Origin of the sequence: Rhodococcus yunnanensis NBRC 103083 (assembly GCF_001895005.1) — a bacterium.
GTDB lineage: Bacteria > Actinomycetota > Actinomycetes > Mycobacteriales > Mycobacteriaceae > Rhodococcoides > Rhodococcoides yunnanense.
In genome coordinates this window covers 1-22,205 of record NZ_BCXH01000027.1, presented here as the reverse complement: position 1 = coordinate 22,205, position 22,205 = coordinate 1, and the positions used below count along the sequence as shown (strand labels likewise).

The 22,205-nt window shown below is 64.8% G+C and carries 20 protein-coding genes and 1 riboswitch; of the genes, 8 read left to right on the top strand and 12 right to left on the bottom strand.

Translation table 11 applies throughout. The features are described from left to right. Nucleotides 1-75 precede the first annotated feature (75 nt). Nucleotides 76-501 carry an HIT family protein gene (locus RY1_RS27630; RefSeq protein ID WP_072807249.1) on the top strand — a complete coding sequence of 142 codons (426 nt, stop codon included), beginning with the start codon at nucleotides 76-78 and terminating at the stop codon, nucleotides 499-501. Here the strand turns inward: RY1_RS27630 and RY1_RS27625 are convergent. After that, nucleotides 494-1,009, bottom strand: coding sequence for a winged helix-turn-helix transcriptional regulator (locus RY1_RS27625; RefSeq protein WP_072807269.1), 516 nt, complete (start codon nucleotides 1,007-1,009; stop codon nucleotides 494-496). The genes RY1_RS27630 and RY1_RS27625 overlap by 8 nt on opposite strands. 79 nt (nucleotides 1,010-1,088) lie before the next feature. Here RY1_RS27625 and RY1_RS27620 point away from each other — a divergent pair, with 79 nt between their 5' ends. Continuing rightward, entirely contained in the window at nucleotides 1,089-2,486 is a 1,398-nt protein-coding gene (locus RY1_RS27620; protein WP_072807248.1) for an MFS transporter, read from the top strand. Here the strand turns inward: RY1_RS27620 and RY1_RS27615 are convergent. Next, nucleotides 2,458-3,846, bottom strand: a complete 1,389-nt coding sequence (locus RY1_RS27615; RefSeq protein ID WP_174565490.1) for a sensor histidine kinase — start codon at nucleotides 3,844-3,846, stop codon at nucleotides 2,458-2,460. The genes RY1_RS27620 and RY1_RS27615 overlap by 29 nt on opposite strands. Before the next feature lie 5 nt (nucleotides 3,847-3,851). Beyond that, nucleotides 3,852-4,550 (bottom strand): response regulator transcription factor, encoded by a 699-nt coding sequence (locus RY1_RS27610; protein WP_072807246.1) that lies wholly within the window; start codon nucleotides 4,548-4,550, stop codon nucleotides 3,852-3,854. A gap of 80 nt (nucleotides 4,551-4,630) precedes the next feature. Then, a riboswitch (guanidine-III (ykkC-III) riboswitch) is annotated at nucleotides 4,631-4,692 on the top strand. Nucleotides 4,693-4,705: 13 nt separating this feature from the next. Here RY1_RS27610 and RY1_RS27605 point away from each other — a divergent pair. Beyond that, nucleotides 4,706-5,020, top strand: a complete 315-nt coding sequence (locus tag RY1_RS27605; protein WP_072807245.1) for a DMT family transporter — start codon at nucleotides 4,706-4,708, stop codon at nucleotides 5,018-5,020. A gap of 42 nt (nucleotides 5,021-5,062) precedes the next feature. Continuing rightward, the gene (locus tag RY1_RS27600; protein WP_072807244.1) at nucleotides 5,063-5,776 is read left to right on the top strand and encodes an ABC transporter; all 714 of its coding nucleotides are present in this window, start codon (nucleotides 5,063-5,065) and stop codon (nucleotides 5,774-5,776) included. On the opposite strand, the gene RY1_RS27595 is transcribed toward RY1_RS27600, so the two are convergent. The 6 genes from RY1_RS27595 to RY1_RS27565 all read right to left on the bottom strand — a co-directional run bounded on the left by RY1_RS27595 (nucleotide 5,742) and on the right by RY1_RS27565 (nucleotide 13,260). Next, nucleotides 5,742-6,458 carry a dienelactone hydrolase family protein gene (locus RY1_RS27595; RefSeq protein ID WP_072807243.1) on the bottom strand — a complete coding sequence of 239 codons (717 nt, stop codon included), beginning with the start codon at nucleotides 6,456-6,458 and terminating at the stop codon, nucleotides 5,742-5,744. The two genes, RY1_RS27600 and RY1_RS27595, sit on opposite strands and share 35 nt — an antisense overlap. 11 nt (nucleotides 6,459-6,469) lie before the next feature. Beyond that, complete coding sequence (locus RY1_RS27590; protein WP_072807242.1) at nucleotides 6,470-7,648, bottom strand: fumarylacetoacetate hydrolase family protein; 1,179 nt, start codon at nucleotides 7,646-7,648, stop codon at nucleotides 6,470-6,472. Further along, nucleotides 7,645-8,778: a type 2 periplasmic-binding domain-containing protein gene (locus RY1_RS27585; RefSeq protein ID WP_072807241.1), complete on the bottom strand. Its 1,134-nt coding sequence runs from the start codon at nucleotides 8,776-8,778 to the stop codon at nucleotides 7,645-7,647. Before RY1_RS27585 ends, RY1_RS27590 begins: the two co-directional genes overlap by 4 nt. After that, nucleotides 8,775-10,634 (bottom strand): aldehyde dehydrogenase family protein, encoded by a 1,860-nt coding sequence (locus tag RY1_RS27580; RefSeq protein ID WP_084727934.1) that lies wholly within the window; start codon nucleotides 10,632-10,634, stop codon nucleotides 8,775-8,777. Before RY1_RS27580 ends, RY1_RS27585 begins: the two co-directional genes overlap by 4 nt. Before the next feature lies 1 nt (nucleotide 10,635). Beyond that, nucleotides 10,636-11,994 carry an MFS transporter gene (locus tag RY1_RS27570; RefSeq protein ID WP_072807240.1) on the bottom strand — a complete coding sequence of 453 codons (1,359 nt, stop codon included), beginning with the start codon at nucleotides 11,992-11,994 and terminating at the stop codon, nucleotides 10,636-10,638. A 63-nt stretch (nucleotides 11,995-12,057) separates the two neighbouring features. Then, entirely contained in the window at nucleotides 12,058-13,260 is a 1,203-nt protein-coding gene (locus tag RY1_RS27565) for a CaiB/BaiF CoA transferase family protein (RefSeq protein WP_072807239.1), read from the bottom strand. Between the two features lie 202 nt (nucleotides 13,261-13,462). Between RY1_RS27565 and RY1_RS27560 the strand changes: the two genes are divergently transcribed. Further along, complete coding sequence (locus RY1_RS27560) at nucleotides 13,463-14,521, top strand: LacI family DNA-binding transcriptional regulator (protein WP_072807238.1); 1,059 nt, start codon at nucleotides 13,463-13,465, stop codon at nucleotides 14,519-14,521. 6 nt (nucleotides 14,522-14,527) lie between these two features. On the opposite strand, the gene RY1_RS27555 is transcribed toward RY1_RS27560, so the two are convergent. Then, a complete protein-coding gene (locus tag RY1_RS27555; RefSeq protein ID WP_072807237.1) occupies nucleotides 14,528-15,670 on the bottom strand; it encodes an acyl-CoA dehydrogenase family protein in 1,143 nt (380 codons plus the stop codon). Between the two features lie 49 nt (nucleotides 15,671-15,719). Between RY1_RS27555 and RY1_RS27550 the strand changes: the two genes are divergently transcribed. After that, nucleotides 15,720-16,373 carry a TetR/AcrR family transcriptional regulator gene (locus tag RY1_RS27550; RefSeq protein ID WP_084727933.1) on the top strand — a complete coding sequence of 218 codons (654 nt, stop codon included), beginning with the start codon at nucleotides 15,720-15,722 and terminating at the stop codon, nucleotides 16,371-16,373. On the opposite strand, the gene RY1_RS27545 is transcribed toward RY1_RS27550, so the two are convergent. After that, nucleotides 16,282-17,868 (bottom strand): PucR family transcriptional regulator, encoded by a 1,587-nt coding sequence (locus RY1_RS27545; protein ID WP_072807236.1) that lies wholly within the window; start codon nucleotides 17,866-17,868, stop codon nucleotides 16,282-16,284. The two genes, RY1_RS27550 and RY1_RS27545, sit on opposite strands and share 92 nt — an antisense overlap. 106 nt (nucleotides 17,869-17,974) lie before the next feature. Between RY1_RS27545 and pruA the strand changes: the two genes are divergently transcribed. Further along, the gene (pruA, locus tag RY1_RS27540; protein ID WP_072807235.1) at nucleotides 17,975-19,624 is read left to right on the top strand and encodes an L-glutamate gamma-semialdehyde dehydrogenase; all 1,650 of its coding nucleotides are present in this window, start codon (nucleotides 17,975-17,977) and stop codon (nucleotides 19,622-19,624) included. After that, nucleotides 19,624-20,544: a proline dehydrogenase family protein gene (locus RY1_RS27535; protein WP_072807234.1), complete on the top strand. Its 921-nt coding sequence runs from the start codon at nucleotides 19,624-19,626 to the stop codon at nucleotides 20,542-20,544. The genes pruA and RY1_RS27535 overlap by 1 nt, the downstream gene beginning before the upstream one ends. Nucleotides 20,545-20,570: 26 nt before the next feature. Here RY1_RS27535 and RY1_RS30390 read toward each other — a convergent pair. After that, nucleotides 20,571-22,205: HNH endonuclease (locus RY1_RS30390; protein ID WP_503629808.1), on the bottom strand; the 1,635-nt coding region annotated here is incomplete at its 5' end.

Genomic DNA, 22,205 nt, shown 5'->3' with positions numbered 1-22,205 from the left:
CCCCTCCCCTGCGACCACCCTGCATCCGAGCTGGCAGTTTCCTGGGGGCCCTCTCGTGGGGCCTATTCTGGGGCGATGGCATCCGTGTTCAGCAAGATCATCAGCGGCGACATCCCGGGACGATTCGTGTGGGAGGACGACGACGTCGTGGCATTTCTGACCATCGCGCCGGTCACCCAGGGCCACACGCTGATCGTTCCGCGCGAGGAGATCGACCAGTGGCAGGACGTCGACGGCGCGGTTTTCGCGCAGCTGACGTCGGTGGCACAGAAGGTCGGCCAGGCTGTGATCAAAGGTTTCGACGCACCACGCGCCGGCTTCCTGATCGCGGGCCTGGAAGTGCCGCACCTGCACCTACACGTGTTCCCGGCGTACGAGATGGGCAACTTCGACATCTCCGGCGCCAATCCGAGCCCGTCGCCGGAGTCTCAGGACGAGGCGGCGTCGAAGATCAAGGCCGCGCTGACCGAACTGGGTTACGGCGCGAACGTTCCTACCTGATCGGCTCCAGCAGCCGCCGCGGCGAGCGCAGTGCCTTCGACACCAGATTCGGACGCACTGTCTCGCCGATTCCCGGCCCGGGTCGCATCAGCACGTCGTGCGCCGTGGGCGCATAACCACACTCGGCGCACATGCCGCCCACGGTCAGCAGGGTTCCGCACTTCTCGTGCAGGAATTCTCGACGCGGCCCACCCGGTGCCGGAGCGTGTCTGCCGCCCCACGTGCTCAGCGCGAAGATCGCGGGCCAGAGCTCGATCAGCGCATCCGTCGGCACGTACTCGTCGCGGCCTCCCCGTGGCTCACGGTGCAGGAGACCCTCGTCGACCAGGCTCGACAATCGCTGCGTCAGAACTGCCTTGGACATCTCCAGGTGGGCATGGAAGTCGGAGAATCGACGAACGCCGAACAGCGAGTCGCGGATGATGAGCAGGGTCCACCGCTCGCCGATCAGTTCGAGCGCACGCGCGAGCGAGCAGTCCTGCGCCGCGTAATCCACACCCAGTGCCATGTCCACACCCTACCCGAACGGTCTGTTGACCGAACCAATTCGGGGCGTTACAGTTCGGTCACCGAACCGAAGGGCTCCCATGACCATCACCGAACCCGCGCTTGCTCAGCGACGGGCGCTGACGATCGCAGCGCTCGGCACGCTCCTGACGCTCGTCGCGTTCACGGCACCGTTGGCCACGATCAACCCCACGGCTGCAACGCTCGGCAGTGACGCCGCCGGTAAGACATGGATTCTCAGCTCGATGAGCATCGGCCTCGCCGCCGCGTTGCTGACCACAGGAACCATCGCCGACGACTTCGGCAGGCGACGCACCTTCGTCGTCGGCGCCGTGATTCTGGCGCTCGGATCGGTTGCGTGTGCCGTCTCTCCGAACACACTGGTGTTCGTACTGGCCCGCGTCGTGCAGGGACTCGGCGGTGCCGCGGTTGTCGCGTCGAGCCTCGGCATCATCGCGCACACCCACCCCGCCGGTCCGTCCCGAGCCAGGGCCAGCGGCATCTGGGGTGCGAGCGTCGGCGCCGGAATCGCACTCGGCCCGCTGGTCGCCGCAGGTCTCGACCGGATCGCGACGTGGCGCGATGCCTACTGGCTCATGGCCGTGGCCACGGTGGTGTTGGCCGCAGTTGCGCACCGACGCGTCGAGGAATCGCGGATCGAGACCCCACGCGGTCTCGATCCGCTGGGCGCACTGCTGTTGGCGACCGGCGTCAGCGCACTGCTCGCCGCACTCGTGGAAGGCAGGCAAGGGTGGGTGCAGCCGGTTCCGATCACCCTGTTCGCCGTGTCGGCACTGCTGCTGGTGGCGTTCGGCGTCACCGAACTGCGCACTCGCTCGGCAATGCTCGATCTGCGTCTGCTCACCCAACCCGCGTTCGTCGCAGCGACCACAGCGGCATTGGCCGCAGGCGCGGGCATCATCGCACTGATGTCGTTCATGTCGGGGTTTCTGGGCAACGCCTTCGGCATCGATGCCCTGGGCGCTGCCGTGCTGTTGTTCGTCTGGTCCGGCAGTTCGGTCGTCACGGCGCTTCTCGCGCGGCACATCCCCGCACAGATGACGGGCAGCGTGCAGTTGGCCGTCGGGCTGATCGGCGTCGCTGTCGGGCAGCTGGGCCTGCTGGGTCTGTCCGAGACGTCGACGTGGGTCAGATTGGTGCCCGGCCTTCTGGTCGCCGGAATCGCCAGCGGGGTTCTCAACGCCGCATTGGGCCGAGAGGCCGTCGCGAGCGTCCCCGCAGGCCGAGCCGGCATGGGCAGCGGCGCCAACAACACAGCGCGCTACGTCGGCTCCGCGATCGGAGTGACGGTGGTGGCCGTCGTCGCGATCCCGACCGGAAGCCCGACGGACGCCGCTCTTGTCGCCGGCTGGAACACCGCGGTCCTGTTCACTGCGGCAGTATCGGTCGTCGGGGCTCTTGTGGTCCTCGCCTGCCGCACTCGAACCGCTAGAGGTTCCGCGGGAGTTCGACCCTGAAGGTCGCACCTTCGCCGGGGACGCTGTCGACCGTGACCGAGCCGCCGTGCGCGGCGACCAACGCGGCGACGATCGACAGCCCGAGTCCGCTGCCGCCGCTTTCGCGGGTACGCGAGGAATCCGCGCGGTAGAAACGTTCGAAGACGTGCTCGGATTCCTCCGCCGACAACCCGGGGCCGGTGTCTCGAACCTCCAGCAACACCGACGTGTCGGTGGTTCCGACGCAGATCACGATGGATGCGTCCGGTGGCGTGTGCCGAATTGCGTTGCCCACCAGGTTCCCCAGCACCTGCCGCAGCCTGGCGTCGTCGCCGAGCACTTCGGGTATACCGGGTCCCTGCCGCACCTCGAGCGAGATTTTACGTTCCGGGGCAACAGCGTTGGCGTCGTGCACGGCGTCGGCAGCGATGGCGAGCACATCGACGGACTTGGCTTCGAGGGGACGCTGCGCGTCGAGGCGTGCCAGCATCAGCAGGTCTTCGACCAGCAGGCCCATGCGCGCCGATTCACCTTCGATTCGGTTCATCAACAACGTGATGTCGGTCATCGCGCCCTGACGATAGAGCTCGGCGAACCCCCTGATGGTCGTCAGCGGCGTGCGCAGCTCGTGGCTGGCGTCGGCGACGAACCGTCGCATCTTGTTCTCCGACGCCCGTGCCGCCTCCTCGGACGCCTCGCTGGCTGCGAATGCGCGTTGAATCTGCGACAGCATGCCGTTCAACGCGGCCGAGAGTTTTCCCACTTCGGTGCGCTCGCTGCGTTCGGGGATTCGCTCGTGCAGATCACCGGCAGCGATGGCTGCGGCCGTCTCCTCGACCTGAACCAGCGGTCTCAGGCTACGGCGCACCACGAAATAGGTGAGTATCGCCAGAACGCCGAGAACCAGTGCACCGATGACCAATTGAAGAACGATCAGCTTGTCGACGGTGATCTCGGTCTGCGTCAGACTCTGCGCGACGACGGTGGTGCCATCGGAGTTGGTGACGATCAGTACCCGCCATCGGGTGTCTCCGCCGTCGACCGAGCCCACAGTGACAGGGCGCGAGCCGTCGACGCCGTCGACATCGGGCTCGTCCGAACCCGCGTCCTCCTCGAAATTGACCACGCCGGAGGCCTTCACGGATTTGACGTAGAAGTCGGTGGGCGGTCGCCGCGACTCGTTCGGCGGTGGCAGTGCCCCGTTCTTCGGCTCGGCCCACCCGTGCGAGGCGTCGATCAGGCTTCGATCGAGCCGCTGGACGAGCGAACTCTCGAGCGCCGACGTCACCGCGACTCCCGACGCGAGCAGTCCGGCAGCGACCAGTACGAGAAGCGCCGCGACGAGTGTGAACCGCAGCGGGACATCCCGAAGTCTTGGCAGGGCTTTCACCGTGGTTGGCGCATGACGTAACCGACACCCCGCAAGGTGTGAATGAGCCGGGTGTCTCCGGTGTCGACCTTCCGACGGAGATACGAGACGTAGGATTCCACGACGCCGACCTCACCGCCGAAATCGTAGTGCCAGACATGATCGAGGATCCGTGGTTTGCTCAGCACGGTTCCCGCGTTGACCATGAAGTAGCGGAGCAGCGTGAACTCGGTGGGCGACAGCGCTACCGGCTCGCCCGCCTTCCACACCTCGTGAGTGTCGTCGTCGAGTTCGATGTCCGCGAACGAAATTCGTGAGGGTGCGGTGTCCTCGGTCTTGCCCGATCGACGCAGGATGACGCGCAGGCGCGCCACGACTTCCTCGAGACTGAACGGCTTGGTGACGTAGTCGTCGGCGCCCAGTGTCAGGCCGGAGACCTTGTCCTCCACCGAATCACGCGCGGTGAGGAACAACGCGGGTGCATCGACGCCGTCGGCGCGCAGTCGTCGCAGGAGTCCGAAGCCGTCCATTCCCGGCATCATGACATCGAGAATCACTGCCTCGGGCCGGAACGTCCTGGCCTTGTCGAGGCCTTCGGGCCCGGACGACGCCGTCTGCACCTCGAAGCCCTGGAAACGCAGGCTGACCGACAGGAGTTCGAGAATGGTCGGCTCGTCGTCGACTACCAATACGCGTGCCTCAGGAGTTTCGCTCACCGATACATCATGTACCGGGCACCTGCTTGCTTGCTGCACTCTTGCTGTGAGGTTCCTGGGAACGGTAAGTGGTACCCTGGTACCAGTCTCCATGACTAGCGGACGAGCGCACCGTACCCGGCCAGCGACAAGACGGTGCATGGGAGTGTTTTCTCATGGCGTGGGTCATTCTTGTCATCTCCGGCGTTCTCGAAGCAATCTGGGCCACTGCGCTCGGTAAATCCGAGGGTTTCTCGCGCCCGATCCCGACGATCGTCTTCGGCGTCGCTCTCGTCGCCAGCATGGGCGGGCTGGCGTATGCGATGCGCTCACTCCCCACCGGCACGGCATACGCGGTCTGGGTCGGCATCGGCGCCGCACTCACCGTCACCTACGCGATGGTCACCGGGGACGAGCCGGCGTCGTGGATCAAGGTCGCCCTGCTCATGGGCATCGTCGGCTGCGTGGTCGGATTGAAGGTGCTGCACTGAACTGCTCGGCGCAGGCAGGACCCCAGCGGTTAGAGTGAGACCATGAACTGGGTGTCCGCGATCACACTGCCGGTGCGCGTCGGGATCGCCGCGGCGGAAACGGCGCTCTCGGTCACCGAGATCGCGCTGTCCACGACGCGTCTGGCGCTGGATTCGGGTGCCGCCAATCCCCGCGGCGGCACGCTGCAGCTGCTCACGCAGCTCGGGCAGCTGACGTCGGACGACCGGGCACTCGGCAACGCCCTGCGCGAGGGAGGGCCGCTCGACCGGCTGCTCGCACCGGGTGGACCCGTCGACCGCATCACCGCCACCGATGGCCCCCTCGACCGACTGCTCGCCGAGGACGGCCCACTCGAACGACTACTGGCCGAGGGCGGTTTGCTCGACCGCATCACCGCCGTCGACGGCCCGCTCGAACGGCTCACGGCCACCGACGGGCCGCTCGAGCTTCTGACCCGCAAGGACGGGATCATCGAACGCGCCATCGAGGAGGGTGGCCTGCTCGAGCAGTTGCTGTCCGAGGGCGGCGCGATCGAACGACTCACGGCCAAGGGCGGCCCGCTGGATCAGCTGGTCAGCTTGTCCGAGACGCTGTCGTCACTTGCACCGAACCTGGAACGGATGGGTGTCAGCATCGACATCCTGCAGGACACCGTCGAAATACTCGCTGCCGCGGTCAATCCGCTGGGCGAGCTCGTCGGCCGCCTGCCCAATCGTTGGCTCAAAGGGAAGCAGACGGTCCACGAGCTTCACTGAGGTGTTCGCCGAAGAAGTCGAACACTCTCCCGAAGGCATCCTCGGCTTGTTCACCGCGCCAGCCCATGCCGGTGACGCGAACGAAGGCCCCTTTTGCCCCCGAGGGAACCGCATTGGCAAAACCATGGCTTGCCCCGGCATAGGTCTTCACGTCGTGCGGAATCCCTTTGTCGGACAGCACCTGCTCGATCTTCTTGCCAGCACCGATCAGCATGGGGTCGCTCTTACCGTAGGACGCGACGATCGGGCACGCACCCTCGAGCACCTCGTCGACGCGCTTGGGAGTGATTCCGTAGAACGGCGCGCTGGCATCGAACCCCTTGGGCGAGAGCAACAGTGCGAACCCGCCGCCCATGCAGAAGCCGACGATGCCGACCTTCCCCGTCACGTTGTCCTGCCGCGCCAGGAAGTCACGTGCGGCAAGCAGATCGTCGATCGCGACGCCGCTCTGACCTGCAAGCGATCGGAACACGCCGATGACGCATTTGCTGCCTCCGCGGGAGTACAGATCCGGTGCCAGCGCCACGTATCCCTTGGCGGCGAACCGTCGAGCGATGGCACGTGTGTCGTCACTGAGCCCGAAGGCGTCGTGCACGATGACCACACCCGGCCCCGATCCGTCCGGGGATTCCAGTACTGCATCGATCGGTCCAGTGGGCGTGTCCACCTGAATGTCGGCCATGGCCGATCACCTTAGACCAGTAATCCCCGATCGGCGAGGCTCCGGAACAGGTCGGAGACGCCGTAGGTCCACGGCTCGCAATCGTCGCTCGTACGTACCCGGTTGACGAGTCCGCCGAGTCGGGGCGAGCTGATGACCACCAGATCATCGGGCCGATGGGTGAAGCCGTGCCCGGGTTCGCCGCGGTCCTGAACCGGAGCGAACATCGTGCCGAGGAAGAGCACGGCGCCGTCCGGGTACTGGTGATGCGTACCCATCAGCTGCGCCACCAGGTCCACGGGGTCACGGCTGATCTCGGACATGGACGACGCGGCCGTCAGTTCGAAACCGTCGGTTCCGCTGACGTGCAGGTCGACCGTCAGCGCCCGCACCGAGTCCAGGTCGAACGTCGAGTCGAACAGACGGATGAACGGTCCGATCGCCGCGGAGGCATTGTTGTCCTTGGCCTTGGTCAGCAGCAGCGCCGACCGACCCTCGAAGTCACGGAGATTGACGTCGTTGCCGAGGCAGGCCCCCACGATCCGAGCGGTCGACGAGATGAGCAGTACCACCTCGGGCTCGGGGTTGTTCCACTTCGAACGCGGATGAAGGCCGACGTCGACCGCGGTACCGACCGATGCCATCGGGGAGGTCTTGGTGAATATCTCCGCGTCCGGTCCGAGGCCGACTTCCAGATATTGACTCCACGCCCCCTTCGCGAGCAGCAACTCCTTGAGGCGCACGGTGTCCGGCGACCCCGGTACCAGCGCGGACAGGTCGGTGCCGATCCGGTCGGCCAACACTGCGCGAAAGTGCGCCGCCTCGGTGGCGTCGCCGCCGCACTGTTCCTCGATGACGCGCTCGATCATCGAGACCGCGAACGTGACACCGGCTGCTTTGACGGCTTGCACGTCGATGGGGCTCAGCAGCCACGGGATGGTGGTGTCGCGATTCTCGGGTGGCGTATTGGCCAGAATCGCGGCGAGTGAACCGAGATCGACTCCCTCGCAGAACGAGACGAAGCGGGCCGGGTCGGCAGTCTCTGCCAGATCCCGCACCGTGGGTACGTCGTGCGTGATGTCGATGACGCGTTCGTCACGGACGGTCACCACGCACGGGCCCGTCGAGGTCATGACACGGCCGACCAGGATGGCCTGCTCATGGTCGTCGGGCAGCACGTCGTCGACGGTGGGTGGCCACGTGACAGTCATCGGGACAGCTCCATTTTCGAGACAGATTTCGAGGCGGTGAAGTGGGCGTTGATATCTCGGGTAAGTCGTTCGGTGTCTCGATGGCCGAACAGGCACGCGCGGACAGCATCGGCCGCATCGTGCTGGAACGCGATGGCGTTGTCGTGCCGTGGGCGAATCCAGGCATCGTTCATGGTGGCGCGAGTGTTGCGGAAGAACCCGTGCGACGACGCGTCGACCGGTTCACTGTCCCACGCGTCGATGTGGGCCGGCTGGCCTGCATTGTCGAAGACGAAGCCTTGCTGGGTCACCGAATTCATGAACCACCGGACGTGATCGAGTAGTTCGGCCGAGGGGGTGCGCCTGCTGCTGAAGGCGATGCCGGTGCCGCCGAGTACGGATCCGCGCCTGCCTGCCCTGCCCGCAGGTGCATCGCCGAACAGCAACGGACGCACAGTCTTCGAGTAGTTCACGTATCCGTAGATGTGCGGGCAGTACTGCGGTCCGCCGTCCTGCGCCATCTGCTCGAGTACGGTGATCGGATTGTGAGTCTCCGTGGTGCCACGGCCATCCGGCACGAAGTGGCGCAGAATCTCCACCGCGTTGTCGACGTCCTCGGCGCCCAGAAACCCTCCTGCCGCCGCGTGCCCTGGATCTGCACCCTCCGACAACGCGATACCGCACAGTGTGAGAAACAAGTGCGGTCCCGACGTCGGGAGCGTGCACTCGACGTCCGCCGAGAGCGCTACTGCGTCGATCCACGTGTCGGGCAGCTCGATTCCCTTGTCCTTGCGCACGGACACCTGGGTCGCCGCATCGAGCGGAAGCGCCCACGTCCGACCGTTCATGACGTACGACGCCGCGGTCGGTCCGACGGCGTCGGAACTCCAGCGCCGGAGTTCTTCGGCGTCGTACAGATCGTCGAGCGGACGCAGCGCGCCGTGCGCGAGTGCCTCACCGATGTGCGGATGATCGAGAACGACGAGGTCGTACTGCTCGGCGGTTCGACCGATGGGCGCGGCCTCGAACCCTTCGAGAGACTGGATCTCCCACACCAGGTCGCACCCGGGAGCGTCGTCACTGTCGAGTGCGGCACGCAGCGCCTGATATCCGCGGGGATGATCCCAGGTCAGCCCCGTCCATGTCGTCACTGCATCAGCTCCTGTGGAAGCGACGTCACCGGCATGTTCTGGTACGCGATCGGCCGGACGAAACGTGATGCAGCTGCGGTTCCGACGGATGTGGTCGTCGGCGCGGTCGTTGCAGGCCAGGGGCCGCCGTGCTGCTGCGCGTCACTGACCGTCACTCCTGTGGGCCACTGGTTCCAGATGACGCGTCCGGCTATCCGGCCGAGGACATCGACTGCGTCGGTGGCGAACTCGTCCAACTGTTCCCCGCCCTGCACTGTGGCGGTGAGCACGCCGTCGAAGAGCCGGAGAACGTCGAGTGCTTGGGCGGAATCGCGATATTCCACCACCACGGATGCAGGACCGAACATCTCGGTGGTGACGATGCGGGAATTGCCGAGCACATCTTCGGCACTGCAGGTGAGCACGTGCGCGGACGGGGCGTCGTCACCGGCCGGTCCGACGGCGGCGACCGTGACCTCGGGATGTCCCGACACCTCACGGACAGCGCGTTCATAACCGTCGGCGATGCGTTCGTTGAGCATCGGATCGACCGCGGGGACGGTGAGCCGAGCCACGAAGTCGGCCGCGTCGGGAACCAGGATCACACCCGGTTGGGTGCAGAACTGGCCGGACCCCATCGTGAACGATGCCGCGAACCCCGTGGCGATGTCGTCGGCTCGCGCTGCCCAACCGGCTTCGGTGACGACAACGGGATTCGTGCTGCCCAGTTCACCGTAGAACGGGATGGGATCGGGACGCGCGACCGCGAGGTCGAACAATGCCCGTCCCCCGGCTTCGGACCCGGTGAATCCCACCGCCTTGATTCGACGGTCCTGCACCGCAGCCGTTCCGGCGTCCTGGCCCTCGATCGAGGTGAAGAGCCCGTCGGGGGCGCCTGCGTCGTGCAACTGCTGCACGACGATCTCGGCTGTCCGCCTGGATAATTCGAGGTGTCCGCTGTGCGCTTTGACGACCACCGAGCACCCGGCGGCGAGAGCGCTGACGGTGTCGCCGCCCACGGTGGAGAAGGCGAACGGGAAGTTGCTCGCGGCGAATACCAGAACCGGACCGATCGGGACGTATCCGCGCCGAATGTCGGGCCGCGCGCCCATGGGCCACGCCGGATCCTCCAGGTCGATTCGGGTGTCGAACAGCGTGCCGTCGTCGAGCCTGTCCGCGAACAACCGCGCTTGGAAGCTGGTTCGCACCAGTTCGTTTCGCAGTCGTCCTTCGGTCAGGTGAGTTTCACGACGGGCGATCGCAACCAGTTCGTCGGCGGCACCATCCAACCCGTCGGCGATCGCTCGCAGCCATGCTGCCCGTTGTGCCGGTGTCGCGGTGCGGCTGCGCTCGAAAGCGTGGTGGGACGCGGCAAGCGCTGTCTCGACTGGATCGTGGATATCGGACACTAGAGTGTGGCTCCTTCGGTCGACAGCGATAGTGTGTCTGCAGGCAAGAACTGTCGCGCCTGACGCGTCGAATCCGGTGTACTGCTTGGTCACCAAACCGATGTCGCGCCGTCGATGTTCGGACAGTTCGACCACCTCGGACCTCGCTCGGATCGTGGTACCCGCCGATACGGGGCGGGGAAACCGGATTCGGTCGTACCCGTATGCGACGGCTCTGCGGTTGTACTCCACCGTGAGCCCGACGACGACACCGAAGGTCAACACACCGTGTGCGATGACTCCGCCGAACAACGGCGTCGCGAAATCTGCGTCGGTGTGGGCCGGATGGTGATCACCGGTCAGGTGCGCGAAGGTATCGATGTCCTCGGCCGTGATGGTTCTCGTGCCGGATTCTGCTATTTCACCGACCTGGTACTCCTCGAAGTAACGGTCGAACAACCGTATCGGCTCGTCTGCGGTCTCTGTCATGTCACCCTGCCTTCAGCACAGTGGGATCGGCGGAATCGGCACCGAGGGCCGTGAGGTGGTTGAAGCGATCGTCGTTCGCCTGATCCGAGTCGATTCGGTAGTTCTTCGACAGATACACCGACACGAAGGCGACGACGGCCATCACCACCATCCAGAGGGCAACCGGCCACCACGTGCCTGTCCCCACGTACATCGCCGTGGCGATGAGCGGCGCCGTTCCGCCGAGGAGCGCACCACTGACCTCACGTGCGAACGCCACTCCCGAGTAGCGGGTCGAGGGCGGAAACAGTTCGGTGAGAAATGCTGCCTGTGAGGCGTAGCAGGTCGCAACCGCGCCGACGAAGCACACGACGAGAGCGAAGATGATCAAGGCTGGATTGCCGGTGCTGATCAGCAAGAACATCGGGAAGGCCCAGACCATCCCGAAGGCGGAACCGAACATGAACAGTTTTCGACGCCCGATCCTGTCCCCGAGACGACCGAACAGCGGCATGAAGGCAGCCCCGCTCACGAGTACGACGACGTTGATACCGAGAGCCACCATCGCCGCCATGCCGAGATTGTTGGTCAGGTAGCTCAGCGCCCAGACCTGGGGGATGTACGAGAAACCGGACAGCATGAAGTTCGAGCCGAGGGCCACCGCAAGGCGCCCCTTGTCCGTCTTGAACAGTTCGAGGAGAGGAATCTTCTTCTCGTCGTCCTTCGCCTTCTCGAAGCTCTCGGTTTCCTCGACCTGACGACGGATGTACAGGCTGATGACAAGCATGACCAGGCTCAGCAGGAACGGTATACGCCAACCCCAGTCCAAGAAGTGGTCACCGGTGAGCCACAGGGCGGCTTGGAAAGTGGCCAGGCCCATCGCGGAGCCGATCCACACTCCCGCGCCCGACCAGGAGGCGTAGAAACCTCGGTGTCCACTCGGCGCGGACTCGGAGGACAACACGATAGCGCCCGCGTACTCGGCGCCGGCGCCGAGACCCTGCACGATTCTCAGCAGCACGAGCAGCATGGGCGCCACGATTCCGATGGAGTCGTAGCTCGGTAGCAGGCCGATCAGGGCGGTGGAGACACCCATGATTCCCAGTGTCACGATCATGACGGGTTTACGGCCGATCTTGTCACCGAGATGGCCGAAGACGACGCCACCGAACGGCCGCGCCGCATAACCGACGGCGAAGGTGGCGAACGACGCCATCAATCCTGTCGAGGCGTCGCCGTCGACGAAGAAGTACTTGTTGAAGACGAGGGCCGCGGCCGCGCCGTACAGCGCGAAGTCGTACCACTCGACGAGACTGCCGATGGCGGCTGCGGCTGCAGCGCGCCTGGCTTTCGGCGCGCCATTCACCTGTGTTGCACTCATGTCCTGGATTCTCTCTGTCCTGGAATCTATCGAGGGAGTTGTGGTGCTCGGGATCGAGCAGGTCTAGCCGGCGAGGCTCCGATTGCAGTACACTGCGCCGTTCGATTCGAGCTCGTCGATCTCGGTCGTGCTCAGACCCAGCTCGGCGAGGATCTCCACCGAGTGCTGACCGTTCAGAGGCGCAGGCCGGTAGACCTCCTGCGGCTGAGTCGCCATCCGGAAGGCGAAGCCGGGTGTGGTGACCCGACCTTCGGTCGGGTGGTCGTATTCGACGAACGAGTCGTTGTGCTGCACCTGGGGATCGGCACGGAGCTGCTCGTAGTCGTAGACCGGTCCGACCCAGACGCCGACGGCCGCCAATGCCTCCAACCAGTGCGCTGTGGTGTTCGTCGCCAGATGACCGGTGACGAGTGCCGAGATCTCGTTGCGGTGCGTGAATCCGTCGCGTTCGGCATCGAAGGCGAGGAAGCTGTCGTCTTCGAACACCTTCGCCAGAGCATCCATCTCGGCAAAGGAGAGCGCGATGTAGTCGTCGCTCGTCGGGAAAACACCATACGGTGCGCGAATGTAGCTGTGCGCGTGGATCTCCCGGCTCGGGGTCTGCGGTACGCCGCCCACGGTCGAGACGCTCAGCTCCTGCATCTGCGCGGCGATGATCGAATCCAACATGTTCACCTCGACCAGTTGGCCTTCACCGGTGCGCTGACGGTGGAACAGTGCGGCGAGCGCACCCTCGAACGCCGAGTATGCGGCAAACGCGTCGACCAGGAAGAACGGCGCCGGACGGGGCGCCTCCCCCTCGCGGCGCGAGCTGGCGAGACCTCCGCTCATGGCCTGGAGAATCACGTCCTGCCCCGGCCTGGTCGCGTACGGTCCGGTCTCGCCGTACCCGGACATGGATACGTAGATCAGATCCGGTTTGATGGCACGCAACGTCTCGTAATCGACACCGAGCCGTCCTGCCACTCCGGGTCGATAGTTCTGCAATACGACGTCCGCAGTCTCGACCAACCGCTCGAGCACCTCGCGCCCCTGGGGGGACTTCAGATCGAGTGACAGCGACCGCTTGTTCCGGTTCAGCGACAGAAAGGATGCGTTGACCTGGTTGCCGGTCGCACCACCTGCGGCAACGTGGCGGTGCCACTCGCCGGTGACGGGTTCGACCTTGATCACGTCTGCGCCGAGGTCTGCCAACTTCTGACTGGCGAACGGCCCGGCCATCGCAATCGAGACGTCGACAACCCGAATTCCTTCCAGCACCTTCATGTGGCTCATTCCAATCTGTTGCACCCGTTACGAATGGGGCGGTATGTGACTCAGGCAACGTTTCAGCGTTCCGGAGCCGATGTTAGCGCTATCGGTAGCGCTAACGCAACAGTCGTGAACACACAGTCATGAACACACAGTCGAGCTCACGAGCGGGTCCGGCTTGTAGGTAAGCTTGCGCAACATCGGAGCACGGAAGGGAATGACCAGGTTGACCACGGACGGGCGCTCTCGACGTACCCGAGCTCGATCCGCAACGCGTTCGGTGACGATGCAGGACGTCGGCGTCGTTGCCGGAGTGTCCGCACAGACGGTCTCGCGTGCGCTCAGCTCCCCCGAGCAGGTGTCGAAGGAGACGCTCGAGCGAGTGCTGGAGGCGGTCAAGAGCACCGGTTACCTACCGAACCTGGCAGCCAGCCATCTTGCGTCCAATCGCAGTCGCACGATTGCGGCGATCCTGCCCGTGATCTCGACTTCGGTGTTCTCCGATACGCTGCGCGCCGCGTCGACCAAACTCGACCCGGCCGGGTTCCAACTCATCGTCGGGTACACCGATTACAGCGAGAACCGCGAGGAAGAACTCATTCGCGGGTTCATTCAACGACGTCCCGACGCGTTCTTGATCGTCGGCACACTGCACACACCCGAGACCTTGAGGCTGCTTCGCGCGTACGGCGCACCGGTCGTCGAAACATGGGACTGGAACGACGAACCCATCGACACCCTGGTCGGATTCTCCAACCGCCGTGCCGCCCATGACCTCGTCGGCTACCTGGTGGACAAGGGACACCGGAGGATCGTGTTCGCGGGGGTGATCACGCCGGGCGACTCACGCGCGGTCGAACGACTCGAGGGCTTCACCGACGCAGTGCGCGAGCTGCTCGCCGACGAACCGGTCAGAACCGTCGACCTGCCCGGCCATCCGATCGAGATGGACACGGGCACAGAGCTTCTCGATCTGGCTCTGCACAGGTACCCCGAGGCGACCGCCATCATGTTCACCACCGACGTCTTCGCCGCCGCAGCGGTACTCGCAGCTCATCGCCGCGGCGTGGACGTACCGGGGTCGTTGGCGATCACCGGATTCGGTGACTTCGAGATGTCCCGACACCTGAACCCGTCGCTCACCACGGTCAACATCGACAACGAGGCAATCGGGGCCTGCGCAGGCGAGCTACTGCTGAATCGCCTGGCAGGAAACCCGATCGCCGAACGGACCGTGGATGTGGGCTACAAGATAGTTGCGCGTCAGAGCGCGTAGCCGATCTCAGGCCTTGCGCAGACTCCGCGCAATCACGAGTCGCTGAATCTGGTTGGTGCCTTCGAAGATCTGCGTGATCTTGGCGTCGCGCATGTACCGCTCGACCCGGAAGTCGCGGGTGTAGCCGTAACCGCCGAAGACCTGGACGGCGTCGGTGGTCACCTTCATCGCGGCATCGGTGGCAACCAGTTTGGCGACCGATGCGTTGCGCGAGTAGTCGAGGCCGAGATCACGCCTGCGCGCGGCGTCGATGTAGGTAGCGCGTGCGGAATCCACCGCGGCAGCCATGTCGGCGAGCAGGAATCCGAGACCCTGGTGATCGACGATCTTCTTGCCGAACGTCGTGCGCTCGTTCGCATAGGCGACCGCGTCGTCGAGCGCAGCCTGGGCGATACCGACCGCAACGGCCGCGATGCCGAGCCGACCCGAATCGAGTGCACTGAACGCGATCTGCAGGCCCTGGCCTTCGGTGCCGAGGCGGCGCTCGGCGGAGACGAATGCGTTGTCGTAGTTCGCCGATGTGGTGGGAACGGCGTGCAGCCCCATCTTCTCCTCGGGCTTGCCGAACGACAGACCCTCCTGATCCTTGGGCACCAGGAAGCAGGAGATACCTTTCGACCCCTCGCCGGTTCGGGCGAACAAGTTGTAGAAATCGGCGATACCGCCGTGCGTGATCCAGGCTTTCGCACCGTTGACGACGTAACCGTCGTCCTTGGGTGTCGCTTTGCAGCTCAGCGCTGCGGCGTCGGATCCGGCCTGCGGTTCGGACAGGCTGTATGCCCCGATCAGGCTGCCACCGAGCATGTCGGGGAGCCATCGCTGCTTCTGCTCCTCGGTACCGAACGCGAGCAGCGGCGAGCACGCGAGGCTGTGGACGCTGACGGCGACCGCCACAGCGGCCCACCTGGACGCCAGTTCTTCGAGAACCTGCAGGTACACCTCGTACGGCTGTCCGCCGCCGCCCCATTCCTCGGGGAACGGCAGGCTCAGCAGACCTGCCTCACCGAGAGTGCCGAAGACACCGTCGGGATACTTCTCGGCCTTCTCGTGCTCGTCGACGATCGGGTCGAGCACCTTGTCCGCGACGTCGCGGGTGAGCTGGATGAGGTCACGAGCTTCTTCGGTGGGAAGCAAACGATCGACTGGCACTTCGGACTCCTCGCAGTACTGGCGGACTCTTTACAGTACTATTACACGAATGACCGCAGCTCACGCCACGGCCCGTCGCGCCCAACTGTTCGACCAACTCGTCGACCTGTTCCTGTCCGAGGGTTTTGCACACCTGACCCTCGACGACATCGCTGCGCGGCTGCGGTGCAGCAAGTCCACCCTGTACACGTTGGCCGGCAGCAAGGAACAGTTGGTGCGATCGGCCACCGTGCACTTCTTCCGCGGTGCGACCGACCGCGTCGAGGAATCCATCGACGGTGTTCACGGTTTCGCCGAACGTCTCACCGCCTACCTGTCCGCGGTCGGCGTCGCGCTTGCCCCGGCGTCGCGTCGGTTCATGGACGACCTGGCCGCGTTCGCCCCAGCCCGCGAGGTGTACGAGCAGAACACCGCATTCGCGGCCAAGCGCGTACAACAACTGATCGACGACGGCACCTCCACCGGTGAGGTTCGCAGCCTCCACGCAGCATTCGCCGCCGATGTCGCCGCGTCGACGATGGCACGAATCCAGAGCAGGGAGGTCGCGCAGCGCACCGGCCTCGACGATTCCCAGGCCTACGCCGAACTGGCGGCGCTGTTGACCGCTGGTATCACCGGCGCGCAATCCTCAGCTGCAGCTCGATCAACACTCGGTCGTCGGGATCTCCCAGATTCGTCCCGAGAATATCCTCGACCCGTTTGATTCTGTACCGCAACGTGTTCGGATGTACCCGAAGGTCGGCGGCCGCTGCTCGGACATCGCCGAAGTGCGCCAGGTACGCCTCCAGACTCTCCGTCATCACGCCATCGTTCTTGGCGTCGTAACGTTGCAGAAGCGCAATCCGCGGGTCGATCAACTGCTCGTGATTGCCGACGAGTTCGACGATCTCACCGAGGAGCACCGACGTCCGCGACTCGGCGAGGGTGGTCACACGGTTCTCACCCGTCGTGCGATCCAGAACTCGGTCGACCTCGAAACGCGCTGCAGCAGTGTCGGACAACGTCCTGATCGAGGCGGCCACGGCGGCTCGAAGAGCAATGCCCGTCCCACTCTCGACGCGTGTGATCACCTCACGTGTCCAGGATTCGACGGCGTTCCCCGAGGACGAACCAGGAAACAGTACATACACTCGGTCGCCGATCGTCGTCGCCAGTGACGATCTGTGAAATGCACTGGCGTGCAATCGAAGAGACGACGACAGCCCCACGATCACACGATCGCCGATCGCTGCGAACCCGACGACGGCCACGGGGCCCGACGCCGAGATCGACAGCGATGCAGCCAACGACGGCACGTCCACCCCGCCCCCGCGCGCCCCGAGGAGACGTTGAATCTGTACTGCCTCGTTGTTCGGGGCATCACGGATACGTTTGACGAGCCTCGCCGCAACCGCTGCAGCGCCGCGAAGCACCCGATCCGCGTCGGGCGAAATCGGTTGTTGCCCTTGCTGTATCCAGATGGACCCGACCGTCGTCGCAGCCCCGGTATCGTCGGGAATGGTCCTGATGCCGACGACGAGCCGCCGTCGGATTCCCAGATCGTCGTCGGCAGGCACTTCGACGACGTCGTCGCTTCGTCGGATACGGTCGAAAACGCCCCACTCGCGCAGACGATCGAGATACTCACGCGGGCCTTCGCGCCCGAGAATCGACAGGGTGCGCAGTTCGTCGGCAGAGTCGTCGGAGGCCGAATACGCCAGCACGTGCGACCACTCGTCCTCGATGCTGACCATCCCCTTGGTCAACGACGCGACGGTGTGGGCGAGACCGTACAGATCGGTGTCCTCACCAGCGGGTTCAGGATCGAGCTGCTGTTTCGAGTGGTCGAGCACGCTGCGGATCATCGACAGCAGCCGCTCCCACCGCGCTTGGGCGTGCACCGACAACAAAGCGATCCCACTCTGCCTGGCCGCATGCTGCATCGCCGACGATGTGTCCGCCCATTTGGCCATCACCGCTCGCGGCCGATTCTCGACGCTGCGCAGCGCCAGCGCTTCCAGCCACGCCACGATCTCGGATTCCGGAACCCCCACCACGAGACACAGGTCCGCGTCCGGTGCGGCATACGCGGCAAGGTCGTCGGAGTCGATCAACGTGACGGACCGGATCCGCACGGGGAACGCAGGGACCACGACCAACTCGACAAAGGCGCCGTGCAGCGCGGCATGAATTGCCGAGAGCGCCACACCTTCGTTCATCCGAACAAGTAGAGCACAGATTCTTTGGCCGATAGGAAGAATACTCATTCCTTCCATCCGACTTGACTGGACAGCACTGGAACGCGGCTGAAAAAGGAGGATCACCATGGACGCCATCACCTCGGTACCTGCCCCGACCAACGAAACCGTCAACACATACGCCCCCGGCAGCCCCGAGAGGGCACGCCTGCGGCTCCAGCTCGACGCACTGCAGTCCACACCGACCGAGATCCAGCAGGTCATCGGTGGCGTGCACCGGTCGGGTTCAGGTCCTCGGGAGAATGTCGTCGAGCCGCACCGTCACTCGTCGGTGATCGGTAGTTTCGCCGCTGCGACGCACGACGACGTTCGCGCTGCCATCGATGCCGCATCTGCTGCTGCTCCCGGGTGGCGGGACCTGTCGTTCGACGACCGAGCTGCGGTCTTTCTGCGTGCCGCCGACCTGCTGTCGGGGCCGTGGCGCGAGAAGATCGCTGCCGCCACGATGCTCGGCCAGTCGAAGTCGGTGTATCAGGCCGAGATCGATGCGCCGTGCGAACTCATCGACTTCTGGCGCTTCAATGTCTCGTTCGCGCGTCAGATCCTCGGAGACCAGCCGGTCTCGTCCCCCGGCGTCTGGAACCGCGTCGAGTATCGGCCACTCGAAGGGTTCGTCTACGCGATCACTCCGTTCAACTTCACCGCCATCGCAGGCAACCTCCCCACCGCGCCTGCTTTGATGGGCAACACTGTTCTGTGGAAGCCGTCGCCGACACAGTCCGTCGCGGCCTATCTGACGCTGCAACTTCTCGAAGCGGCAGGTCTGCCGCCCGGCGTCATCAATCTTGTGTTGGGCGACGGTCCAGTCGTGTCCGAGGTCGCGCTGGCCGACAGGCGTTTGGCGGGAATACATTTCACCGGTTCGACGGCCACCTTCCAGCGTCTGTGGCGTGAGGTCGGCAACAACATCTCCGGTTACGACGCCTATCCACGGCTCGTCGGCGAGACCGGTGGCAAGGACTTCGTCGTCGCCCACAGTTCGGCTGATCCTGAGGTGCTGACAACGGCGATGATCCGCGGAGCCTTCGACTATCAAGGCCAGAAATGTTCGGCGGCGTCGCGCGCGTTCGTCCCGAAATCTGTGTGGGCCAAGATGGGTGACAGTTTCATCGAGCAGGTATCGGAGCTGAAATACGGCGACGTGACCGACCTGTCCAACTACGGCGGTGCCGTCATCGACCGTCGCGCCTTCGACCGCAATGCGGCTGCGCTCGATCGCGCCAAGTCGACCCCGTCCCTCACCATCGCCACCGGTGGGTCCTGCGACGACTCCGAGGGCTACTTCGTTTCCCCCACAGTTCTTCTCGGCGACGACCCGACCGACGAGGCCTTCGGCACGGAGTACTTCGGCCCCATCCTCGCCGTGCACGTGTACGACGACTCGGCGATTGGCTCCTACTCGGACATTCTGCACCGGATCGACACCGGGTCACAGTATGCGCTGACCGGTGCGGTCATCGCCGACGACCGGGCGGCTGTGGACCAGGCCCACAGGGCGCTGCGGTTCGCGGCGGGCAACTTCTACGTCAACGACAAGCCCAGCGGTGCCGTCGTCGGGCAGCAGCCGTTCGGCGGAGCCCGGGCTTCGGGAACCAACGACAAGGCCGGTTCCCCGCAGAACCTGTTGCGGTGGGCGTCGACTCGTACCGTCAAGGAGACGTTCGTGCCTCCGACGTCGCATCGGTACCCGCACCAGGACGGCGAGGGTACGCAGTGATGCGTCCTGCGTTGCTGGCGGCCGCGCGGTCACCTCGGTTGGAGGCGACCGTGAGCAGGATGCGGATCACCAGGCAGCTGGTCGATCGTTTCGTCGCAGGAGAATCCGAGCCCGACGCCGTGGCCGCGGTGCGCGGGTTGCTGGAATCCGGGCGCTTCGTTTCGGTCGATTATCTCGGTGAGGACACCACGGACGTAGCACGGGCGACGGCAACGGTCGATGCGTATCTGTCTCTGCTGCAGGCGTATACGGGGATTTCTTCGGTACCACATTCGCTGGAAGTGTCGGTGAAGTTGTCGGCACTGGGCCAGGGCATCGATCAGGCGTTGGCCCTGGAGAATGCGCGAACCATTTGCGCCGCCGCCGAGAAGGCAGGTGTGTGGGTCACGGTCGACGCCGAGGATCATACGACGACCGGTTCCACGCTGGCGATCGTCCGTGAGTTGCGCCAGGAGTTTCCGGACCTGGGTACGGTACTGCAGGCTTACCTGAGGCGGACCGAGGACGATTGCAGGGAATTCTCCGGACCCCGATCGCGAATTCGATTGTGCAAGGGGGCATACAGCGAACCGGCATCGGTGGCGTTTCAGAAGCCGGCGGATGTGTCGGATTCCTATGTCCGCTGCCTCCGTGTCCTCATGGAGGGTGAGGGGTATCCGATGGTCGCATCTCACGATCCCGACATGATCGATGCGGCGAGGCGTTTCGCCGAGGCCACGGGTCGGGATGTGGACAGTTACGAGTTCCAGATGCTGTATGGGATACGCGACCGGGAACAAATTCGGCTTGTCGGCAGCGGCGTGCACGTACGCGTCTATGTGCCCTACGGCAGTCAGTGGTACGGCTATTTCATGCGCCGCCTCGCGGAACGCCCGGCGAATCTGATGTTCTTCGTTCGATCACTCGTATCGAGGAGTTGATCGGGTGCCTCCCTGATGTTGTTCCGCTAGAACGGTGGTTTCTCGTTGCGGGCGCGGTGCCAGCGGGCGAGGTTGTGTTCCCGGAACCGGCGCCGGATGATCCGCACCTTCGTGCGGGCAGCCTCGGACGCGGCGGCATGCATATCCGCCAGTGTCGGGGATTCGGCCTCGGTGGGCATGTTCTTCTCCCACCACGTCGGCGCGTCCCACCACTCAGGTGTCTCCGAGGCTGATGTCTCGGGGGCTGGTGTGTCCGACGCAGTTGCCTCCGGGTCGGTCGTGTCCGACGCAGCAGTGTCCGAGGCAGTCCCGTCCGACGCAGTTGTATCCGGGTCTGGTGCGTCCGGAACAGTCGCGTCAGAGGCGGCTGTATCCGGGGCAGCCGTGCCAGAAGCAGTCGTTCCCGAGACAGTCGTGTCCGATGTGTCCGGGGCAGTCCTGTCCGACGTGTCCGGGGCAGCAGTGTCCGACACTGTTGTGTCCGGGGTCGATGCGGTCTCTCGGGTACGGCGTCCGCGTCTACGTTTACGCGGTGGTCTCGGGCACCCCAGATCGGGAAGCGTGATCGTCCGCAACCCGGACCGACTCGTCCACACGATCGCACCACCAGCCAACATCGCCACCGCCCACGCCTGCGCCGTCTTGAACCGATGATGACTCGTGCACGAGGGCTGCAGATTCGACTCGATACTCCACCCACCCCGCACGGGATCCTGGTGATCGAACGGAACAATATGATCGAGTTCGCACTGCGTCGAGGGCACACTGCAATCGTGATGCGTGCACGTGGAATACGTCATCCGCACCCGCGCCGCCACCTCAGCAGACGGACGATACGTCAACGCGCCCGGCGGCGGCACCCGATACCCACCATGACCATCAGGAAACACCCCCAACGCCAGAGCCGGATCAGCAGCAATCGCAGCCAACAACTCAGAGACCACCTGCGCCCGCAACGCCTCATCGGTAGCCCCCAACCCACCCGAAAAACACCCAGACCCCAACCCCAACCCCGATCCTGTGGGCGCCGGAGTTGTGGGTGCCGGGACCGCCCCGGCCGACCGAATCCGGCCCCGCGCAATCAACCGCGGCACCAACACAGCCCCATACCCAGACCCAGCCGCAGACCCAGACGTAGACCCAGATGCAGAGCCAGACGTAGTGTCCGAAACGGGCACCCCAGAATCGCCGGGTACTCCAGAGTCACCGGGCGGTTCGTCGGATGCTGCTGCAACACAATCGGACTCGGACTCGGACTCGGACTCCGGATCCTCCACGACCCCACCCGACTCCTCGGGCTTACCGGTCGCTTCAGTCTTGATCGTCTTATCGGGCGTGCTGGACTTTTCGGATGTACTGGCGTCTGAGGAAGTACTGGGCTCCTCGGAATCACTGGCCGCGTCGGGCTCGCCGGACTCGCCGGTGGAGGTGGAGGCGGCGGCCCTGCCGGCATGAACGGTCATCATCTCCGTCAACATCGCCTGCCACACCGCATCACCCGCAATCACCCGCGCCACATCCGCATCCAACGCCGACCCATCCGGCAACACCGCAGGCTCGGACGTCAACCCCAACAACGTCTGCACATCGAACAGAATCTGCACCAACGGACCCCGCCGACCATCCGGCAGATCCGCCACCCCGAACTGCGCACACTCCTG